Genomic DNA, 22,278 nt, shown 5'->3' with positions numbered 1-22,278 from the left:
ATGATTTCCGGAATCGCTATACCCATTAAAACCGGATATAATTTTGAAGCGCAGAAATAGGGGTTATTTGCTGGTATCTCATTAAATAATTATTAACTGTAAAGTAACCTCCTAAACAAAAAACGGGTAAAAACGTTGTAATACCAACTCAAATATAACTAAACCTCCATCACTGTGACACCTGACAATTTACGTTATTCACAAGACCATATGTGGGTGCTTGTAAATGGCAACATCGCGACCATAGGCATCACCGCTTTCGCCCAAAAGCAATTGAGCGATATCGTGTTTGTAGAGTTGTTTTCATCCATTAATAAGGTTGAGGCCAATGACTCATTTGGCACTGTTGAATCGGTGAAAGCCGTTATTGATCTTTTTACGCCTATAAGCGGAGAAGTAACGGAAACAAATGAAAGCATAAAGGATGATCCGGAAATACTGAACGAAGATCCGTATGGAGAAGGCTGGATGGTCAAAATAAAAATGAGTTCCCCTGATGAAGTAAAAAACCTGATGACAGCCAAAGCTTATGATGCTTTCTGTGCAGCAGAAAACTAACATGGCTGGTACGTATTATATAAAAGGCTTACAGAAAATCTGTAAGCCTTTTATATAATAAAAAATCCGAATTGTTAAAAAGATTCATCCCTATCAGGCTACCACTGTACCCACCTTTTCTGCTTTCAACACCTCATCAATGGCCACTACCAATGCCCTCACGTCATCCGGAAATATCTGTCCGATATTACCGATACGAAATGCATTGGCCTTGCCTAGTTTTCCCGGATAGATGATAAATCCACGGTCATTCAGCAGCTCATAGAAGCGTTCAAAGTTAAAGGCAGGATCTTCCGGATAAAGGAAGGAAGAAATAATATGTCCCTGTATTTCGGGGCGGAGATACTGTTTGAATCCAAGAGCTGACATCCCCTCGTCCAATACCGCCTTATTCTCTTTATACCTTTTTTCTCTTGCAGCAATACCGCCCTCTTCTTTCAGCTCCTGCATGGCCTGCCGGAAAGCCATCAGGCTCAGGGTAGGAGGTGTAAACCGGAATTGTCCATTCCCTTCCAGTCCTGCCCATTGTTCGTATAAATCGAGGCTCAGACTGCGTGCCTGTCCTTTAGCTTTTTCCAGCTCACTTTTTTTACAGATGGCGAAAGCAAAGCCGGGCACACCTTCAATACATTTATTGGAAGATGACACCAGGAAGTCTATTTCCATCGCCTTCATATTCATTTCCACACCGCCAAAGCTACTCATCGCATCCACAATGAATACTTTGCCAAACTGCCGGCAAACAGCACCTATTTCAGCAATAGGATTAAATAAACCGGTGGTTGTTTCACTATGGATACAGGCTACGTGTGTTATTTCCGGATGGGCATTCAGTAATTCCCTGGTGGCTGCTGCTGTTACAATTTCATCTTCTGCAAATCTCACTACCTGGTGGTTCAGCTGATGAATCCCTGCCATTTTTGCAATCCTGTCGCCATAAGCCCCATTAGCCAGGATGAGCAAGTGATCATTTTTACCCACCACACTACTAATTACGCTTTCTACACCAAACGTACCGGAGCCCTGTACCAATACGGTTTCATATCCATCTTCCTTTGTAACATGCGCCAGTGTTAATAATTCACTACGGATCTGTTTCACCGCATTTACAAATTCATCATCTCTTGACCCCATATCCCGTAGCATCGCTTCTTTCACGGTGAGGGAGGTGGAAAGCGGACCAGGTGTAAACAATAATTTCTTTTGACTCATGTTCATTAAATTAAAGGTTGTAGTTTCTTCAGATTGTTCATGGTGGGGTTTTTCCGCCCCATCTTACGGTTAAAAAATAAGGCAACCAACAATAGTAGTACCACGCAGGTCAAGGTGAGCAGGTAACTGAAATGCATCAGTACTTTAGACCAACTCATATCTCTCATGAAAAACTCCTTGTATAAAAGCAACCCTACACTCCCCATATATCCTAATGCATCACAGATATATATGAAAAAACCGGCGTTGGCTTTTAATTTAAATAGTGCGATTATTCGCTCAAAAACTGCTACTTGTATAGGGATATAGGCTAAAAACAAGCCCATGCCCGTTAGTAGCATCCACCAGAACGGTGTAAGCTGGTGTAATTGAAAAAGCAGGGTACTCCCACCGCAAAGTAATACCCCAAATAAAATCAGCCATTGCGTGGCCCAAAATCCTTTGATATTATTTCTTATCAGCGACAAACAACCTACAGCAATCAATACCACCAGGCCGCTGATCATCTCTGTTTGCGAAAACACCGATTTATCCCAGGACGGTTGTATTTCATTCCATATTTCTACAGAAAAATTATCACGAAAATCACGCATGGTGGCCAAAAGGACATACATCAGCACAAAGCACAGTACACCGGCTCCAACTTCGTTCAATACGCCTTTCTTATCTTCTTTTGTCATAGGTACTCTTTCCACACGTAAAAGTTTATCCGTTTCCGTAGGTGCGGGAATCCTGGCAAGCATCCAGGAGAAAAAAAGAAATAAAGGCAAAAAGAAAAGACCGAATAAAAAAGGCATCCACATTTCAGGAACAGCCGGCAACCAGCCATGGATGGTGAAGTAAACTGTTTTTAAGATACCGGATGATACAATCAGGCTAATACTCAATCCCATCCCTAATACTTCTGTAAATCGCCGTCCTTCCAGGTAATTAAAAACAATACCCCATACCATTCCCAATGGCAGGCCATTAAAAAAAAGAAAAATGAAATTATAAGGTGCAGGTACCAGTCCAAAAAATAAAAGGCTCACCTCTGCAAAAAGAATTAAGCTGATGATCAGTTTCTGACGATTTTTAGGTTTCAGCTCGGAGATAATTTTAATGCCAATAAACTTGGATGTCATATATCCCAATGCCTGTGCAACAATCAATACCGCTTTGTAATCCATTTCCAGGAAATGATGCCCCGCATAAGTACCCGCAGTAAAAGGTTTACGAAAGGCATACATACAAAAGTAGGCGCCAAAAGCCGCTATCATAGACCATGCAATAAAAAATGGTTTTGAACTGTTAAGTTGGTTGTTAAGTACACTCGATTTTGATTTCATCGAAAATTATTTTTACTAATTTTTACAGATGGTATTGAGTTTCGGCACAACCAGTTATTACACCAGTCAATTCTAAAAAGCCCCGCAAGGAAGTAATCCTGGAGCGTCTTTTATTTAAACGAATCGATTATTTTCTTACCATCACCATGGCATTGAAAATGTTTTTACAAAAGTGAAGCATTTCATGGCTTCAATCACGCCTTCCTTTACCCCCAGCCCTGAATCCTTGATACCGCCGAAAGGAGAGCTTTCGATGCGATAACCAGGTACTTCATTAATGTTCACTGTTCCTACTTTTAATTCTTTTACAAAGCGGAGCGCATACTCCATATTATTGGTAACAATACCGCTGGATAAACCATAGGCCGTACTGTTACTTAAGGCAATTGCATCATCAATATCTGTAAATGTGAGCACAGGAGCCAATGGACCGAATGATTCATGCACCACCATTTCTGCGTTTCTGGGCACGTCAATGATCACGGTGGGACCCAGTAATGCACCTTTCCTTTTTCCGTCCAGTACTACTTTGGCGCCTTGTTCCACCGATTTCTTCACCACTGTTTCCAGGTAAATAGCCGCCGCTTCATCAATCACGGTACCAACTTTGGTGTTTTCGTCGGCAGGATCACCGCTGGTATATTCTTTTGCTTTTGCCACAAATTTTTCTACAAAAGCATCTTTTATCTTTTCATGGACCAGTATTCTTTTTACAGCAGTGCAACGCTGACCACTGTTACGGAATGCGCCTTCGGCAGCCAGGAATACGGCTTTATCCAGGTCTGCATCTTCCATAATAATCAATGGATCGTTACCCCCTAATTCCAGGATCACTTTTTTGTATCCTGCGGTGGCAGCAATATGTTTACCTACCGCTACACTGCCGGTAAATGATACTATTTCCACACGGCTGTCTTTCACCAGCGACTCCGCTATTTCTTTGGTAGGTCCCAGCAGTACGCTCAGCATGTAATGCGGCAATCCTGCCTCATACAGGAGTTCTACCAGCTTCACAGCAGTGAGTGGCGTCTTTTCTGATGGCTTCAGGATCACCGGTGTACCTACCGCAATAGCAGGTGCAATTTTATGTATTACCTGGTTAAGCGGGTGATTAAACGGTGTGATACAAACAGCCAGTGACAAGGGTTCCCGCAGGGTAAAAATTTTACGCGCCTTACCACTGGGTGAAATATCGCAGGAAAATATCTGTCCATCATCCTTCAGCGCTTCAATGGCAGCAAACATCAGCACATCATGTGCCCTGCCTGTTTCATAGCGGGCTTCCCTGATAGCCAGACCGGATTCTGCGCTGATAACCTGTGCAAATTCTTCCTTCCGCTCGGTGAGCAGTTGTCTTGTTTTTTCCAGGATCACATAACGTTCGTACCTGGTTAGTTTTTGTCCACCTTTTAATGCCGTTTCAATGGCTTGTTCTGCATGTGTTGCATTCGCCAATGTAACGGTACCCACTAAACGATTATCATAGGGGCTGCGGACTTCCAATACTTTATCTGATTCAATAGCTTTTCCTGCAACATAACATGGCAGCGTGATAACAGATGTGTTGTTCAGGTTGCTGACTTTTTCCTGTATAGTTGGAATGAGAGGTTCGCTCATAATAAATAGTTATTTGCTTTTGATAAGCGGCATTGTGAACCTGCACGGTTACAATGCCTCCTCTGTTTTACTGAAGTAGCAAGTGGCTGCTGTATTAATTATTTGTTCCGTTCACGGTGAAATCGAAAATGTCAAAATTTCTTGGATCGCCAGCTGCTTTCATTTTGTATGTTTCATTCAGGGGATGGGAAATGACCATCGGAACCATTTCTTCATAGCGTCCGCCGTGGGAGCGTAAAGTACCATCCAATGCGGAAAGGTCGTGGTATTGTGGACGGCGGCCTACTACCACATCTCTTCCGGACAATACTACGAGATCACCGATGCGGTCTTCCGGTTGCTCCAGCACATGTACGGCAGTGGCTTTGTCATATACTTCGGTAATACCTGGTTGGATGGCCAGCCAGTCTTTGATTTCAGTGATCTTTGATTTATCATTTACATGTACCACTACATAAGACCCTAAAGCGCCGTGGTGCTTTACATAAGGATCTGTAATAGGGCAGATCACGCGGAAACCATTTTCTCCGAATTTCGCTTCCAGCATATCTTCCACAAACAATACGTTCGGGCTGCCATCGGCTTTTACTTTTGCATTCATTCCATGATCTGCGGTAGCGCCCACAATGGCACCCAGCTTTATCAGCTTTCCTATTTCCGCATCCATTGCTTCATAAAAATCCAGTGAGGCAGCAGCATCGGGTGCATATGTGTGCTGCATGTAATCTGTGAGCGACAGGTATAGAAAATCAGCCAGGCCATGCTCTATAAAGGCAACGCCTGCACGAAGTACAAACAAACTCGCATCAGCACTATAAATAACAGGAGTAGGGTGTCCTACAATTTCTTCCACACCGTCTACACCATGTGTTTCTTTCTTTGCCTGGTTTGCTTTTTCGGCGGAAATAGCAATGCCCTGCATTTTGTGAGAAAGGATATCTCTCAGTTTTTCTTTAGCAGTAACTACCGCCACTTTTCTTCCCGCATTAGCAGCAGCAGCCAGCAAAGTCTCTGCTCTCAGGTATTCTGCAGAGTTCATCATCACTTCCTGGTCTTTCGCTGCATCATAGAAAAAGTTACCGCTGATACCATGTACCGCCGGTGTAACGCCGGTTACAATAGATGAGTTATTTACATTGGTAAAAGAAGGTAAGGCGCCACGCACCATGCCACGGTAACCGGCTAACGCCATTTTTTTCAGATTGGGCATACGATCAAATGCCATGGTGGTGTCCAGGTACTCATCTGCCGACCCATCCATACAGATTACTACAATAGGTTTTGCAGCTGGTGTATATTGGATACCATTTGCTGAAAACGCCTGCGTTGAAATACTACTCATCACTGATTTTATTTTATATTATGTTATAAACAACATTTAAGGAGCTGCCATCAATGGCTAGCTCCCTGAATAAAGAATTATTTTAGTAAACACATTATTATCGCCCGGAAAGACAAATGTTTAGCTATACTTATAAAAGTATAGTATAAATATACAAACATTTATGATTAAAAGTTCACAAATACTAAACTTACGCAAACGCTTGTGTAGGGGGAGGAGGGGATGGACAAGGATTGAAAACCAATGTGATAATGAATAAAGGCCGACAAAGGGGAACAAAAATTCAATAATATCTGAAAAGGAGATAAATGATAAGATGTTATTTTGAAGGCATAATGATAACTTTTGCTTTTCTATTTTTAACAATCCCACCTATTATATTCACAACGTAGGTTATCTGTCCTATTGCAAACAGGAGCTTCAAAAGCAGGGATATTTTGATTTCTCTTGGGGTACTTCTTACTACTCCTTTGTAAAGAATAACTTCCAGGTTATCTGATGGATACTTAAATGCCCATACTCGCACTGTTAGCAGAAAACAAGAAATTATTATAGTGATCAATAAGTGAATCCAGGTCAATGCCTCTGTTAACAGCAATTTTCTCGTTATCACATAAATGATCCAGCCAAGCAAAAAGATAAATGCAACCATCCACATCAGAAATTCCGAAACAATGAAAACAGTATGATGAAATAAATGTATGACTTCACTTTGTCCTTCAAAGAAAAAAGGAACAATAGCCAATACTAATGCAGTTATTAATAACAAACTATAAGGCAAATTGAATAGCTGCTTTTTCATAGGGTATTTTTATAGGCATCATTTCGGGTAAAGCTTACGCTCCGGCAAACATAAAAAAAGCCTTACAGTTTACACTGTAAGGCTTCAATTTTCTAAGTCGGGGCGGCAGGATTCGAACCTGCGACCTCCTGCTCCCAAAGCAGGCGCGATACCGGGCTACGCTACGCCCCGAAATCCCTTCTTAGTCCGTTCTCTCTGCTTTATCGGCGGCCCTTGTGGCGCTACCATTGCTTCAATTGCGGAGTGCAAATGTAGGAAAATGTTTCACATAAAAACAAATTTTTTTTGATAAAAAATCTGAAATACGACAAAACATGCCAGCACAGCGCATTTCCCATTACTCAGATCGCAAACTTTTTACAGGATTAGTTGTTGCTGCACGGATAGATTGGTAACTCACCGTCATAAAGGATATAACAATGGCAATGGCGCCGGCAATGACAAAAAACCACCATTCGAGATGAATATGAAAGGCGAAATTCTGCAGCCATTTATTCATGGCCCACCAGGCGATAGGGAAGGCAATAATCAATGAAAACGCCACCAGCTTAATAAAATCTTTTGATAACATCCCAACAATACCAGCTACGCTCGCTCCCAGCACCTTTCCGACACCTATTTCCTTAATACGTTTTTGCGTAGCAAAAGTAGTGAGCCCAAAAAGCCCGAGACAGGAAACAATAACGGAGAGTATGGCGAAGATGTTAAACAACTTGCCCATACGCTGTTCGGCTATATATAACCTTGATAAATCTTCATTGATAAACCCAAAGGAAAAAGGAAAATCCGAATACACCTGTTGAAATACTTTTTTCATGATACCCAGCATATGATCCATGTTTGCAGGTGTTGTTCTGATAACGATATAACCGGTATTCCCGTTAAAATTCCCGGCACTGCCATTTCTGATAATGAGGGCCTCTATCGGTTGCTGTATTGGTTTAAAATTAAAGTCTTTCACTACTCCCACAATTACCCCTGCTCTCCCATCCATGGCAAGTTTCTTCCCAACAGCAGTTGCCTCTTCCAGGTGCATTACTTTCAACGCTGCTTCATTCACTACAAAATTGTCGTCATCTCCCTTAAATGCCTTCGAAAAAAATCTGCCGGTCTTTATGTGCATACCAAAGGTGTTCACAAATTGATCATCTACCCAGAGTTGCGGGAAAACACGATCATCCTGTGGTGTTTTGGCTTCCCACTCCACCGACCTGGTACCTGTGGCCAAATCAGTGGGCAGGTGACTGATAAAAGAATAATGGGTGATATCCGGGTATTGACTCATCGCTGTTCTTATGGCCTGTTGGTTGCCCTGCAGGTCACCCAGGCGGGGGATAGGCACATACATCAGGTTTTCTTTATTATAACCGATATCCATGGTACGGATAAACTGCAGTTGTTTATAAACAACAATAGTGCTCACGATCAGGATCACGGCAATAGAAAACTGCACTACAATCAGGCTGTTTCTGAAAAACGTTTTACGACCATGCAGCATTTTCACGCCTTTCAACACTTTCACCGGGTTAAAAGACGAAAGAAATAACGCAGGATAGCTTCCGGAAAGCAGGCCAACAACTACAGCAATTCCCGCAAGCCCTGCCAGCATCTTTACATTGAGCAGATGGATAGCAATAGATTTGGCTGCCAGATCATTAAACAATGGTAACAATACCACCGCCATCATTAATCCAATCAGCAGGGAAATAAACGACAACAACAGCGCCTCACTCAAAAACTGCATCACCAGTTGAGAACGAAGGGCACCCACTGTTTTACGCAGCCCCACTTCTTTCGCACGTTGACCGGATAAAGCGGTAGAGAGGTTCATAAAATTAATCCCTGCGATCAGCAGAATAAAAATGGCGATCAGCGAGAAGATGCTGACATGCGCATAACTACCCTGCCCCGCTACATCCAGCATATAACTGGAGTGCAGATGTATATCTGACAGACGTTGCAGGAAAAGTTTCCCATTGGTGCCGGAATGATCATTCTTCTGGTAAACATTCATGATCTGTTGCTGCAGCGATGCCAATGCTGCTGGGGTAGCATGAAAATGATCGTTCACTTCCAGATAGGTATACACATCAAAATTAGCCCAGGCCTGCTGCGCATTAATGGTCCTGCCATATAACTCTATAGGCACCAGCATATCAAACTGCAGGTGCGAATTATGGGGAATATCTTTTAATATACCGGTCACCTGTAAATCGTTCCCTTTATAGTCATTATCAATGTGCAGGGTTTGTCCCATCGCCCGGTCGGCACTGCCAAAATATTTCCTCGCGCCACTCTCCGTTAGTACTACACCATCAGGTCGCACTAATAAACTCCTGGTATCGCCCTGCAATACCGGGAAGCTGAAAATGCGCAGGAAGTTGGTATCAGCATAATAGATGTTCTTCTCTTCAAATTTCCGGGTGCCTATTGTTACCATGCTTTGCAACGCTGAAATACGGGAAGCGCGCTTAATAGCCGGAATGCCCTCATTAATGACGGTACCAATTGGCACGGGCACCACCGCCGCATTAATACCAGACACCTGGCCGGTTAACCGGTAAATACTGCCGGCATTCACATTAAACTGATCATAGCTTAATTCATCCTGCACCCACAGAAAAATAAGTATGCTACAGGTCATCCCTGTGGCCAACCCAAAAATGTTAAGCCCGGAAAATAATTTATGCCGGAAAAGATTCCGGAAGGCTGATTTCAGATAGCTCCTGAACATACAATAACGAATTATTCCTTTTCGCGGGGGCCAATAAAATGCCAGTTATATAAACATTAAAAATAACGCCCTTACACATGTAAATATAAATAACATGTCCGATTGCAATACATAAATCGTTCGGTTTTAAGGCGCACAAAAAAGGGAGCAGCATATACTACTCCCTTTAAAACGATAATGCTAATCTATTATTCGGCGCTCTTCTTTCCGCTGTTCTGTGCATTAATAGCTTTCAGCTGTGTAAGCTGATCTGGTGTCAGGATTGTCTGGTACTGCTGTTTGCGGTAGGCAGATATCTCTTTGGAACCCGGTCCGCCTTTCTGGCCACTTGCTTTCAGGGCATCCTTCCGGCGTATACATTCTGTATTTACCGCCAGCACTTTCTGGTATTGATCATCGGTGAGATGTAATTTAGCCTTTAACTCATCGGTATAAGCAACTGCGCGCTTTTCAGGAGCAGGCAATGCTTTGGGTGCAGGTGCGGCGGCTGGAGCAGGGGCTTGTTTAGGCGTAGCTGTTTGTGCGAAGGCCGGAGATACCGCCAGCAGGATAGCGATTGCAGCAATTAACTTTTTCATGTGTGTTTATTGTTTTAATACCGGCAGTAAACCAATTTCCTTGCCAGCGAACAATAACGCCGCTCTTCGGAGCTTAAAATCTCCTTAAAAGGCAATAAACCCTCTCTCACAACGACCTTCCGCATGATACTCCCGGAACAATATTTCCCCGATCCCTGCTACTCAGCGTTCCATTCAATGTTAGTATCACGCCTGCTACAGGAAGTAATATTTAAACACACCCTCTCCTGCAATTCAAAAAAAGCAAAAGAGCCCTCAAATTTCGCCGCGCACCAACCAGGATTACCCCGAGATCACCAGATGCATTTTACAGGCTAAAAAGCATCTCATTTCACCACAAATAAACAGTCTAAAACCTTGTACAGAAGCCATTTTAAACATATCTTTGCATCATATCATCACCGCTGGAAGACAGCACATTTTTTATTATCAAAACAATCTTAAAACCGGCACTTATTGCCGGATAATTCCTTCCCCTTTTACATCTGACGGTAACTGACCACGCATAGTGTTCAATACGGCGATACTATGTCCGTACTTTTTACTGTGCAGGAAGGGAGGCATTTAATTTTATATGGAAAAACAAAAAATAACACCTCACCCGGGATTTAAAGAAGCGTTGAAATTTTGGTTCAAATTAGGATGGATCAGCTTTGGCGGCACCGCAGGGCATATAGCCATTATGCACGACTACCTGGTGGATAAGAAAAAATGGATCAGCAACAGTAAATTCCTGCACGCCCTCAATCATTGCATGATACTGCCCGGGCCGGAAGCACAACAATTGTCCATTTACATTGGATGGCTGTTACATGGAAAGCGGGGAGGGCTGGCAGCCGGAATATTGTTTGTATTACCGTCTATGTTTATACTGCTGGCACTTAGCATCACTTATGTATTATTTGGCAGCATCCCCTGGGTAACCGCCCTGTTTGCAGGTTTAAAGCCGGCAGTGATTGCGATCATCGTGCTGGCGATGTTTAAAATAGCACAGAAAGCTTTGCATGGTCCGCTGCATTATTTTGTGGCTGTAGTAGCTTTTGTGTGCATCTTCTTTTTCAACACCTCGCTCATTACCATCATTGGAGGCACTATCATTTTCGCTATCGGCTGCAGACTGATACGTCCTGCTGCATTACAGGTAAAGCCATCGCAAGCCGAAGCAACAGCTGATGAAAGCGGATATGTGCTGAATAAAAATACGCTGACTGCCGACAGTGGATTAAAAATAAAGCCGGGATTGCAACTGCTGGGGGCGGGCCTCCTTCTCTGGTTATTCCCTTTTCTCCTGTTCTTTTTGTTCCTCAGCGATTTTAGTTTCTGGAAACACCTGAGTCTCTTCTTTACACAAACGGCCTTCGTGACCATTGGCGGCTCCTATACAGTGCTACCTTACGTGGCACAATTCAGCGTTACGAAACTGAACTGGCTGAGTAAACTGCAAATGATGGACGGATTTGCACTGGCAGAAACGACACCGGGTCCGTTGATCATCGTATTGTCTTTTGTGGGTTTTATGGCAGGATACAACCATTTTGGCGGGTCTTTATGGATGGGAACAGTGGGATTGCTCGTCACAACTTACTTCACGTTTTTACCCTGTTTCCTGCTTGTTTTCATAGGAGCGCCTTTAATTGAAAAAACACATGGCAATGCCATGATTGAAAGTACACTGGGACTAATCACCGCTGCAGTAGTGGGTGTTATACTGAACCTTACCCTTTACCTGGGTAAAGATGTATTATTCCCGGATGGCATCATGATCAACAAACTGGATCCCCTGGCATTTGCCTGGATACTGGTTTCGCTGGTATTGATGCACCAATTCAAGTTGAATATTTTATACCTGATTGGATTAAGTATGGGGTATGGGTTGCTGCATTATTTACTACGGGGAGTATGGTAGCGAATAAGTGATACTAAACAACAAGCCTTGCTATTGCCTGGCAGCAAGGCTTGTCAGCTTTTTATTCCGGCAGTAAACCATTCTCCTTCAACAAACCTTCTTCATCTCCGGCAATAAAAGCAAAGATCTTGGGTTCATCTCCTATTTTCTGCAGGAAATAAATCACATCAAAATCAATAGCCACCTTTTTACCATCCTTCCGGAGATAGGTAGAAAGCCAATGAATCTTTACCATGGCATGAAAGGTATCCAGCAAAGTAATTGTTTGTTCTCCGATCTTCATGGATTGCGTGCCGATTTGTCGATAGTGTTCATATCCTTCCGGAATGGATGCTATAAACTTTTTATCATTATGGGCGCTCATCACTCCCTTGGGGCTGGCTTCTATAAAATATGCTGCGAACTGAGCTGCTACTTTTTCCGCATCCACACTTTCTCCTTTAAGAGCATCCTGAAAGCCCTTTTCATAATTTTTGAAAAAGTGATGGATAGCTGTTTTGAACGTACTCATATGGTTACTTTTTTATGGTTACGGTACTTGTATAGAAAACAATGCCATATCCATTGGGCCTACCAAACCAGCCATGACATTAATCTTCAGACGACACAACTGACACAACAGGTCCTACAGTAGTACAAACTTAACCGGTGGTAATGCTCCACACCTTGTTGATAAATTTCGCCGGACCAGCAGCAAAAAACAGTTCACATTTTAGTTAACACTATACCGTAGATGATGCACAGGAATCCGCTATTGTGCTAAAAGAAAATATTACCAAAATAGGTAATCATATTCCTATGGCTAAACTACCGGACTACTTTGAAGAGGATAAGAATAGCTACCTGGTCATTGAATATCTACATGGAAAATTCCTGACGCGAAACTGTATCAGATAAAAGATCAACCAAGGAAAATTCCTGGCGCGAAATACCAGCTCCGGATCTTAGGATATTATCCGCAAATAATCATGAGTGAAAAGAAAAGTCAATGAAATTGATAGTGGCATAAGGGAGAGGGTACGCAGCAGAAAAAGCCCTAATGGAAAAAGCCTTCAAATCTTACGACTTGAAGGCTTTTAATCTCTGCGGAGAGAGAGGGATTCGAACCCTCGATACAGTTTAACCCGTATGACGGTTTAGCAAACCGTTCCTTTCGGCCACTCAGGCATCTCTCCGTATTTCCCTGAAGGGGTTGCAAAAATAGGAAAAGTTTTATATTCTCCAAAAGCATTTTCATTTTTTTCTGTTTTTTTTTCAAAAAGCTGGGTATGGGGATACCTTACCCACTAATATGGCGTTTATCAATCCCTTTATCCATAGGACTTTCAGCGACACGAAGCTATTTCTCATTTTCGAATGCTGGTATATAAAACAGATAAATGATCGTTAAAAAAGCGGCTCACCGGCTGCTTCAGACATATCGTCTCCGGGCGTGATGACCGAAAGGAGTTGCGCCAATCGAATATAAAATAAACAATATATAACAAGTGTGGTACAGGATAAAAATACGGATGCCATTCTTTTCAGAATGGCATCCGTAAAATAGGTTTATGGGGAGGGGCCTTACATGGCGGCCAGTTGTACTTTCTGTTGCAATTCAATTACGCTGTCACGGAAGTTATTATCCGTATCCATCAGGTCTTTCACTGTCTGACAGCTATGAATCACGGTAGTGTGATCACGGCCACCAAAATGTTCACCGATTGTTTTCAAGGAATTTTTGGTAAATGATTTAGCGAGATACATAGTAATCTGTCTGGCCTGTACAATTTCACGTTTACGTGTTTTTTGCAGCAGCTTATCATAAGGCACATCAAAATATTCGCACACCATTTTTTGTATGCTTTCGATGGTAATTTCTTTGGAAGAAGTTTTTACAAAAGATTTCAGCACGCGCTTCGCTAACTCCAGGTCTATTTCTTTGCGGTTCAGAGATGACTGTGCCAGCAATGAAATGAGAGCGCCTTCCAGTTCGCGTACATTTGTCTGAATATTGTATGCTACATACTTCACTACTTCCTTCGGCATTTCCAGTCCATCATTCCGCATTTTCATTTCCAGGATTTCCATCCTGGTTTCAAAATCAGGAATCTGTATGTCTGCACTCAGGCCCCAGCGAAAGCGGCTCAGCAACCTTTCCTGTACACCATCCAGATCTTTGGGCGCCTTGTCAGACGTTAAGATCAGCTGCTTGCCAGACTGGTGTAAATGGTTGAAGATAGCAAAGAAAGCATCCTGTGTTTTCTCTGCACGGGCAAAGAACTGGATATCATCTACAATCAACACATCTATCAACTGATAGAAGTGAATAAAATCGTTGATGATGTTATTCTTGGAATGATCTATAAACTGATTAATGAATTTCTCCGCACTTACATACAACACCGCTTTATTAGGATGTATACGTTTCACATCATTGCCCACTGCCTGTGCAAGATGGGTTTTTCCCAATCCTACACCGCCATATATTACCAGCGGATTAAAAGAGGTACCACCGGGCTTCTCAGCCACCGTTTTACCTGCACGTCTTGCCACACGATTACTGTCTCCTTCTACATACGCATCAAACGTATAGTTGGGATTTAGCTGCGAGTCAATTTGTACCCTTTTAATACCCGGAATAACAAAGGGATTCTTAACCGGGTTGTGAATCGTTAAAGGAAAATCTACTTCATTGTCTTTTTGAGGTTTTGTAAACTGCGTAGGCATGTTTACTGTCCTGGGATGCTGATGTGGTGTACCGTTCTCGACTACAATGCGATACTCCAACCTGGCTTCTTTGCCTAATTCTCTTTTGATGGTTTTTCCTAACAATCCCACGTAATGCTCCTCAAGGTATTCATAAAAGAATTGGCTGGGGACCTGGATGGTTAAAACATTGTTTTCAAGTTTAATGGGTTTAATAGGTTCAAACCATGTCTTAAACGGCTGCCATTCTACTATATCCCTAATTATATTAAGACACTTTTCCCAAACTTGTTCGCAAGTTTTATTCATTGAGATAAAAAAAATTAGTTGTTTCTTAATTAAGGATGCTTAGTTCTCGAATTCGAAATTCCCCAACGCAGGATGTTGAAAAATTTTCAGACAGGATGACGAATATCTGTAGAAAATGTTGAAAAAAAAAATTTATCTACCCTTGTTTATATTCTCCTGATTACAGAGTACCAAAACTCCTCTTTCCACTACTGCCGTGGCTTTACAGCCCTGACGTGACAAGGTTTTCAATACTATAAACCCCATTGATTAACAGCACCTTTATCTTCTTCATTCTCCTTTTTATCATAAATATGGATATATAATTGATAAAATAATATTGTATCCTTTCTCTCAAAAAAAATCGTTCACTGATAAAAGCCGAGATATTCACACTTTTTCCGGAGAGGGTGCAAAACTATGTTAGTATCTCCATTTAAAAAAATGTATTCGGGGATAGTTATTATGAAACAATTTATTTATATCCGCGCGCACCGGATTAATAAAAAATATTTGCACGCACTAAGGCGAATACCTTATCTTTGACCCTTCTGAATTTAAAATAATTTTTCTATGAGTTTTGAAATTACCGGAAAGCTGATTGTGAAGTACAACACGGTACAACGTAGCGAAACTTTTAAGACAAGAGAGTTCGTTATAGAGAAGTCCGATGACATCAATGGCCGTGTTATCAACAACTACATTAAGTTTCAGTCGGTGCAAGACCGCACTGGTATTGTTGACCGGTTCAATGAAGGTGAAAACGTTAAAGTTTATTTCAATATCAAAGGCACCAGATGGGAAAAAGATGGTAAAGTAAATTACATCACCAACCTGGATGCATGGCGTATGGAATCTGTAATGGCAGCACCTGCTCCGGGCACAGATCCTCAGCCTAACTACAATACACCTCAGATGCCTGCTGGCGGAGGTGATGGTGGTGATGATCTGCCTTTTTAAGCATAAGCGAAAAGCATAAAGCAAAAAGCTATTGAAGCGAAGATGGAAGCGTGTAAAATCGCTACTGTCTTCGCTTCAATAGCTTTTTGCTTTATGCCTTTCGCTTTTCACCTTATTAGCTATCTTTGCAGCAGTTTTAGGATAACCACCTAACCGCTAATATGATACAACAAATATCTCTCAAATTACTGCCGGCAGATGCCGCCTCTTCTACACATATCATACAGCACGCCGCTGCAGCTCTGAGTGTAAAACCCAAAGACATTACAGGATTCAACCTGCTGAAACGCTCTATAGACGCACGTTCCAGACAAGCCTTCTTTGTTCTTACCCTACAGGTATTTGTAAATGAACCATTCACCGAAAGGCAACATACCCATCCGGTATATCCTTCCCTGCCAGCCAATGCCCCACGGGTATTGATTGCAGGCGCAGGCCCCGCAGGTCTCTTTGCTGCACTCCGGCTCATAGAAGCAGGCCTGAAGCCTGTTATCATTGAACGCGGTAAAGATGTACGCGCAAGAAGAAGAGACCTCGCCGCACTTAATAAAACCGGTATCGTAAACCCCGACTCCAACTACTGCTTCGGCGAAGGTGGCGCCGGTACCTACTCCGATGGTAAACTATACACCCGATCCAATAAGCGTGGTGACATTAACCGCATACTCAACATATTTGTTCACTTCGGCGCAGAAGATAAAATTATGATCGATGCGCATCCACATATTGGTACCAACAAACTCCCACATATCATCACTGCCATGCGGGAGCAAATTATCAACAGCGGAGGAGAAGTACACTTCGAACAAAAAGTAACCGCCATACAAATGAAAGATGGCGCCGTTACCGGCGTACAAACCGCCTCCGGACAAATCTTCGAAGGCAAACAATTAATCCTGGCCACCGGCCACTCCGCACGTGATATATTTATCATGCTGCACCAACAAAACATTTTACTGGAAGCAAAACCCTTCGCCCTCGGTGTCCGGATAGAACACCCGCAGGAACTGATCGACAGCGCCCAGTATCATTGTGATGTACGTGGCGAATTCCTGCCCCCCGCCAGCTATAGCCTGGTAGAACAGGTAGATGGCCGCGGCGTATTTTCTTTCTGTATGTGCCCCGGTGGCATTATCGCCCCCGCAGCCACAGATCCCGGTGAACTGGTGGTAAATGGATGGTCGCCATCCAAACGTAATAACCCCTTCGCCAACTCCGGTATGGTGGTTACTGTAGATGAATCTGACTTTGCTCCCTTTGCACACCACGGACCACTCGCTGCCATGTATTTTCAACAGGCAGTTGAAAAACAGGCCTACATCGCCGGTGGCGGTAACTTCATAGCGCCGGCACAAAGAATGACCGACTTCGTTGCCAAAAAAGTATCAGCCACTCTGCCCGCATGCTCTTATGTACCCGGCCTGCAAAGCACCGACCTGCGTACTGTATTGCCCAAAGTAGTACACCAACGCCTGGCAGGCGCCTTTAAAGCATTTGGCCGTAAAATGAAAGGATACTATACAGAGAATGCAGTACTCGTGGCAACAGAATCACGTACCTCTTCCCCGGTACGTATTCCCCGCAACAACGACACACTCGAACATCCACAGGTAGCTGGCCTGTACCCCTGCGCAGAAGGCGCCGGGTATGCCGGAGGTATCGTATCTGCCGCTATGGACGGAGAACGCGTGGCCGCCATTATTGCCGATAAACTACGATAAATATCCGGGTAGCATATTATGATTAATTATTGCGGATTAATCATTAATTTTTCACCATGAACCTACTCGAAGTTAAACACCTGAAAAAGCATTATCAAACCCATAAAGCGGTGGATGATGTTAGCTTTGATATACAACAGGGCAGCATCTTCGGATTACTGGGACCCAACGGTGCCGGTAAAACAACCCTACTACGCATGATTACCGGCATCTTCTACCCCGATGAAGGCCAGATACTTTTTAACGGCAAAAAATTCGACCCTGAAAACGATGTACAGTACATCGGCTACATGCCGGAAGAAAGAGGGCTGTATAAAAAAATGATGGTAGGCGAACAAACCCTCTACCTCGCCCGACTGAAAGGACTCAGTAAAAAAGAAGCAGTAGAGAAAATCAAATACTGGTTCGATAAGTTCGATATCAACTCCTGGTACAATAAAAAAGTAGATGAACTCAGTAAAGGCATGCAACAGAAGGTTCAGTTCATTTCTACCATCCTGCACCAACCCAAACTACTGATACTGGATGAACCCTTTTCCGGCCTGGATCCCATTAATTCCAACCTGATCAAACAGGAAATATTCAATCTCAGCCAGCAAGGTACTACCATCATCTTTTCTACACACCGTATGGAACAGGTGGAAGAAATCTGCGATCATATCATGCTGCTCAACAAAGGCCGTAAGATCCTGGATGGCGGCGTGCAACAAATACAGCAGGACTTTAAACAAGGCCTCTTCAAAGTAGGTTTGGGTACCATGCCTAATCCGGCTCAAATGGCCACCTGGCACTTTAATATTGTGCAAACACATGATAAGGCGTTTACGGTGAAAATGAATGAAGACAGCACCACCAACGATATCCTGTTGCATTTTATCCGCCAGGATATCCCTGTCACTTATTTCGAAGAAATCCTTCCCTCCATCAACGAGGTATTTATCACCCAGGTACAGCAAACTGAAAATGCCACCGCCAACGTGGCTGCTCTTCCACTGATCTGATTATTCTGCTTACTTTATGGAAAAAATATGGCTCATCATAAAACGAGAATTTTTTACCCGCGTCCGTAAAAGATCTTTCCTCGTCACCACTTTGCTCGTACCAGTGGCCTTTGCGGCCATGATCATTGTGCCCATCATCCTGGCCACCTCTTCCAGCGAACATAGACGCATCGCTGTAGTGGATAAAAGCGGATTATTCGAAAACAAATTCCCCGATACAAAAGGGGTGTATTTCAAATATCTTCAACAACAAAACATCGACAGCCTCAAACTGCACTACGAAGCACAAGGCTATGAAGGCCTGCTGTACATTCCACAGTTTGACATCGGCCGTCCTTCCGGCTTCGAATTTTATAGCAGCGGTCAGGCCAGCATTACCATTGAAAGCAATATCAACAAGGATATCAATGATATTATTGAAAAGAAACGCCTGGAACTGCAGGGGATTGATCAATCCAAAATGGATGGGATCCGGTCTAATGTGGAAGTCACCTTTAAAAACGGTAAGGAAGAGAAAAAAGGTAATTCCTGGGTGGCCTATGGCGTAGGCTATGCCAGCGGTTTCATTATCTACATTGTCCTGTTGTTGTTTGGTACATCCGTTATGCGGGGCGTGATGGAAGAAAAGGTAAGTCGTATTGCAGAAGTCATGATTTCCAGTGTGAAACCCTTTCAGCTCATGATGGGCAAAATTATCGGCATTGCTGCAGTAGGACTGTTACAGTTCTTTATATGGGGTGTTCTTGTTACGGCCATTTATTCCCTCATTCCGTTGTTCTTCTCACCGGAAAGTATGCAGGCAGCAGCGCAGGGCGGCGCTATGGCCCAGGCCAGCCAGGCCGATCAGATAGAAATGATTCACAAGATGAGAGAGGTGGTAGGCAGCATCCAGTGGAGCCTGATCGTTCCTTGTTTTGTTTTGTATTTCCTGGGCGGCTACCTGTTTTATTCTTCTTTGTACGCCGCTATTGGCAGTCTCGCTAATGAAGACGCCACCGATATACAACAACTCACTATTCCGGTAACTGTACCTATCATCATTGGTATCATGATTATGATGAAGGCGGTACAGGACCCCAGTAGCCCGCTGGCAGTATGGGGCAGCATTATCCCCTTCACATCGCCCATGGTGATGATGGCCAGGCTGCCTTATGGCGTGCCGGGCACCGTACCTTACTGGCAACTGGCGCTGTCCTTTATCTGCCTGATAGGGGGCTTTATACTCACTACCTGGGCAGCCGGCAGAATATACCGTACCGGTATATTGATGTATGGCAAGAAAATCACGTTAAAAGAAGCGATGAAGTGGGTGGTGAGGAAACCGTAGAGCTGTTAGCCATTAGCTTTTAGCTGTTAGCAAAATGCAGCGGAGATTTATGGGGAGAGCAACTGGTATTCCTTCCTCATAAATCTCCGCTGCATTTTGCTAACAGCTAAAAGCTAATGGCTAACAGCTTAATCGCTTTATCGTTGCCTGGAACTCTGTCCATATCTCTTCCAGCACAAGGGCAGCCGGTTTTATTTCATGTATCAGTGCACTCACCTGGCCTATTTCCAGTTCCCCTTCTTCGAGGTTACCTTCAAACATACCGGTTTTGGCCCGCGCCCTCCCCAGCAGTGCTTTCAGCGCATTTACATCTGCCCCGTTGTCTTCGGCTTCTTTAATGGCCTGATAGAAATTGTTTTTGATCAAACGTACCGGGGTGAGTTTCTTTAAACTAAGCATAGTATCACCTTCTTTTGCGTTGACCACCGCTTGTTTAAAATTTATATGGGAAGATGCTTCAGGGGTAGCTACAAAACGGCTGCCTACCTGCACACCAGAGGCCCCGAGTGCAAAAGCTGCCGCCATGGCTTTTCCTGAACCGATACCACCTGCTGCTATCACAGGTATTTGTACCTGTTCGCATACTGCCGGAATCAATACCATGGTAGTTGTTTCTTCACGACCGTTATGGCCGCCGGCTTCAAAGCCTTCTGCAACTACAGCATCCACACCGGCAGCCTCGCTTTTCAGAGCAAAGGCTGCACTGGATACCACATGTACCACTTTTACTCCGGCAGCTTTCAGTACCGGTGTCCATGTTTTTGGATTTCCGGCAGAAGTGAATACAATTTGTACCCCTTCTTCCAGGATAATATTTATCAGCTGATCTATATCAGGATATAGCAAAGGTATATTTACGCCGAAAGACTTATTAGTCGCCTCTTTGCATTGCTGTATATGCAACCGCAATACATCCGGATACATACTGCCTGCGCCTATCAGCCCAAGACCACCGGCATTACTAACAGCGCTGGCTAAACGCCAGCCACTTGCCCAGATCATACCAGCCTGGATAACAGGATATTGAATATTGAATAAGGAAGTGATACGGTTGTTCATGGAAGCGAATATAGAAAGAATTACGAATTAGGAATTACGAATTACGGATTTGTGGATAGACCGGCAATTATTGATCTACCTACAAATCCGTAATTCGTAATTCCTAATTCGTAATTCTCTCTACCCCAGATCTATTTCCGTATTGTCACCAATGTTCAGGCTCTGACTCAATCCGCGGATATTGGCATCGCTGCCGATGAGCGAAGATTTCAATACCACTTCATACAGGTTACTGAAAGAGCCGATGATGGAATCTTTTACAATAGAGTAATTGATCACGGTATTATCTCCTATGGCTACATTAGGGCCAATAATAGCGTTCTTAATATTACATCCTTCTCCTATGCTTACCGGTGGAATGATGATCGTATTTTCATACGGTAATACCGGGTTATTGGCGAGTTTATATTTCTTCAGCAAAATGGCATTTGTTTCCAGCAGGGTGTCTTTACGACCACAATCAAACCAGTTGGATACTTTAAAGCCATTGAACTGTACGCCATGTTCAATCATGCATTCCAGCGCATCTGTGAGCTGGAACTCATCATGTGATTTTATTTTATTGTCGATGTTGCTTTGCAGGCAATCATAGAGCTGCTGCGTTTCTTTGATCTTATAGAGTCCTACCAGCGCGAGGTTAGACTTGGGGATCTGAGGTTTTTCCACCACGCGGGTAATTTTGCCTGTTTCATCCAGTTCTGCTACCCCAAAATTACGTGGGTCATCTACTTTCTTCAGGCCCAGCATAGAATAAGGAGAGTCGATAACTTCTTTGAAATCACATTCACAAATGGTATCTCCCAGTACGATCAGTATTTCATCGGTGCCTACGATGTCGCGGGTGAGGGATAAGGCATGGCCGGTACCTTCACGGCTGTTTTGTTGCACAAAGTGACAGGTAAGTTGTGGATACTTCTTCTCCACATAGTGCTGGATTTTTTCGCCCAGGTAACCTACCACAAATACAAATTCGTTGATACCTGCATCCACCAGCTGATCAATAATAATACTGAGAATGGTTCTGCCGGCTAAAGGTATTAATGCTTTAGGCTGTGTATATGTGTGTGGACGAAGCTTGGTGCCTGCCCCTGCCACTGGTATTATTGCCTTCATTACTTGTTGTAGTTAGGATGATAGCTATTGCTGCTCGAATGCCG

The 22,278-nt window shown here is 43.4% G+C and carries 17 protein-coding genes and 2 tRNA genes; 6 read left to right on the top strand and 13 right to left on the bottom strand.

The window, feature by feature from the left end:
- Positions 1-174: 174 nt before the first annotated feature.
- Positions 175-558 (top strand): glycine cleavage system protein GcvH, encoded by a 384-nt coding sequence (gene gcvH / locus AB4Z08_RS08675; RefSeq protein WP_441573330.1) that lies wholly within the window; start codon positions 175-177, stop codon positions 556-558.
- A gap of 93 nt (positions 559-651) precedes the next feature.
- Here gcvH and AB4Z08_RS08670 read toward each other — a convergent pair whose 3' ends face one another.
- From AB4Z08_RS08670 to AB4Z08_RS08635, 8 genes are all read right to left on the bottom strand, one after another.
- On the bottom strand, positions 652-1,770 hold the full coding sequence (locus AB4Z08_RS08670) for a 2-aminoethylphosphonate--pyruvate transaminase (RefSeq protein WP_441573329.1): 1,119 nt from the start codon (positions 1,768-1,770) through the stop codon (positions 652-654).
- Positions 1,771-1,775: 5 nt separating this feature from the next.
- Positions 1,776-3,098, bottom strand: a complete 1,323-nt coding sequence (locus AB4Z08_RS08665) for a DUF5690 family protein (protein ID WP_441573328.1) — start codon at positions 3,096-3,098, stop codon at positions 1,776-1,778.
- A gap of 141 nt (positions 3,099-3,239) precedes the next feature.
- Positions 3,240-4,715, bottom strand: a complete 1,476-nt coding sequence (phnY, locus tag AB4Z08_RS08660) for a phosphonoacetaldehyde dehydrogenase (protein ID WP_441573327.1) — start codon at positions 4,713-4,715, stop codon at positions 3,240-3,242.
- Positions 4,716-4,809: 94 nt separating this feature from the next.
- Positions 4,810-6,057 (bottom strand): phosphonoacetate hydrolase, encoded by a 1,248-nt coding sequence (gene phnA / locus AB4Z08_RS08655; protein ID WP_441573326.1) that lies wholly within the window; start codon positions 6,055-6,057, stop codon positions 4,810-4,812.
- Between the two features lie 319 nt (positions 6,058-6,376).
- Positions 6,377-6,859 carry a hypothetical protein gene (locus AB4Z08_RS08650; RefSeq protein ID WP_441573325.1) on the bottom strand — a complete coding sequence of 161 codons (483 nt, stop codon included), beginning with the start codon at positions 6,857-6,859 and terminating at the stop codon, positions 6,377-6,379.
- Positions 6,860-6,956: 97 nt separating this feature from the next.
- Positions 6,957-7,030, bottom strand: a tRNA-Pro gene (locus tag AB4Z08_RS08645).
- 166 nt (positions 7,031-7,196) lie between these two features.
- On the bottom strand, positions 7,197-9,593 hold the full coding sequence (locus AB4Z08_RS08640) for an ABC transporter permease (protein WP_441573324.1): 2,397 nt from the start codon (positions 9,591-9,593) through the stop codon (positions 7,197-7,199).
- A gap of 188 nt (positions 9,594-9,781) precedes the next feature.
- Positions 9,782-10,171 carry a hypothetical protein gene (locus AB4Z08_RS08635; protein WP_441573323.1) on the bottom strand — a complete coding sequence of 130 codons (390 nt, stop codon included), beginning with the start codon at positions 10,169-10,171 and terminating at the stop codon, positions 9,782-9,784.
- A gap of 574 nt (positions 10,172-10,745) precedes the next feature.
- Here AB4Z08_RS08635 and chrA point away from each other — a divergent pair.
- Entirely contained in the window at positions 10,746-12,077 is a 1,332-nt protein-coding gene (gene chrA, locus AB4Z08_RS08630; protein ID WP_441573322.1) for a chromate efflux transporter, read from the top strand.
- 61 nt (positions 12,078-12,138) lie between these two features.
- On the opposite strand, the gene AB4Z08_RS08625 is transcribed toward chrA, so the two are convergent.
- From AB4Z08_RS08625 to dnaA, 3 genes are all read right to left on the bottom strand, one after another.
- Positions 12,139-12,588 carry a hypothetical protein gene (locus AB4Z08_RS08625; protein WP_441573321.1) on the bottom strand — a complete coding sequence of 150 codons (450 nt, stop codon included), beginning with the start codon at positions 12,586-12,588 and terminating at the stop codon, positions 12,139-12,141.
- A gap of 575 nt (positions 12,589-13,163) precedes the next feature.
- A tRNA-Ser gene (locus tag AB4Z08_RS08620) sits at positions 13,164-13,252 on the bottom strand.
- 388 nt (positions 13,253-13,640) lie between these two features.
- On the bottom strand, positions 13,641-15,074 hold the full coding sequence (dnaA, locus tag AB4Z08_RS08615; protein WP_079469646.1) for a chromosomal replication initiator protein DnaA: 1,434 nt from the start codon (positions 15,072-15,074) through the stop codon (positions 13,641-13,643).
- 552 nt (positions 15,075-15,626) lie between these two features.
- Here dnaA and AB4Z08_RS08610 point away from each other — a divergent pair.
- From AB4Z08_RS08610 to AB4Z08_RS08595, 4 genes are all read left to right on the top strand, one after another.
- On the top strand, positions 15,627-16,013 hold the full coding sequence (locus AB4Z08_RS08610) for a DUF3127 domain-containing protein (RefSeq protein ID WP_079469647.1): 387 nt from the start codon (positions 15,627-15,629) through the stop codon (positions 16,011-16,013).
- Positions 16,014-16,174: 161 nt separating this feature from the next.
- Positions 16,175-17,734, top strand: coding sequence for an NAD(P)/FAD-dependent oxidoreductase (locus AB4Z08_RS08605; protein ID WP_441573320.1), 1,560 nt, complete (start codon positions 16,175-16,177; stop codon positions 17,732-17,734).
- 56 nt (positions 17,735-17,790) lie between these two features.
- Positions 17,791-18,735, top strand: a complete 945-nt coding sequence (locus AB4Z08_RS08600) for an ABC transporter ATP-binding protein (RefSeq protein ID WP_441573319.1) — start codon at positions 17,791-17,793, stop codon at positions 18,733-18,735.
- 16 nt (positions 18,736-18,751) lie between these two features.
- Positions 18,752-20,062, top strand: coding sequence for an ABC transporter permease (locus AB4Z08_RS08595; RefSeq protein ID WP_441573318.1), 1,311 nt, complete (start codon positions 18,752-18,754; stop codon positions 20,060-20,062).
- Between the two features lie 120 nt (positions 20,063-20,182).
- Here the strand turns inward: AB4Z08_RS08595 and AB4Z08_RS08590 are convergent, their stop codons facing one another.
- Both AB4Z08_RS08590 and AB4Z08_RS08585 read right to left on the bottom strand, forming a co-directional pair.
- Positions 20,183-21,121: an NAD(P)H-dependent flavin oxidoreductase gene (locus tag AB4Z08_RS08590; protein ID WP_441573317.1), complete on the bottom strand. Its 939-nt coding sequence runs from the start codon at positions 21,119-21,121 to the stop codon at positions 20,183-20,185.
- Between the two features lie 120 nt (positions 21,122-21,241).
- Positions 21,242-22,234: a sugar phosphate nucleotidyltransferase gene (locus AB4Z08_RS08585; RefSeq protein WP_441573316.1), complete on the bottom strand. Its 993-nt coding sequence runs from the start codon at positions 22,232-22,234 to the stop codon at positions 21,242-21,244.
- Positions 22,235-22,278 lie beyond the last annotated feature (44 nt).

The sequence above is a fragment of the Chitinophaga sp. RAB17 genome, from assembly GCF_052114225.1.
Lineage (GTDB): Bacteria > Bacteroidota > Bacteroidia > Chitinophagales > Chitinophagaceae > Chitinophaga.
Note: the sequence above shows the minus strand (reverse complement) of the source record. Positions and strands in the feature narration are given on the sequence as shown.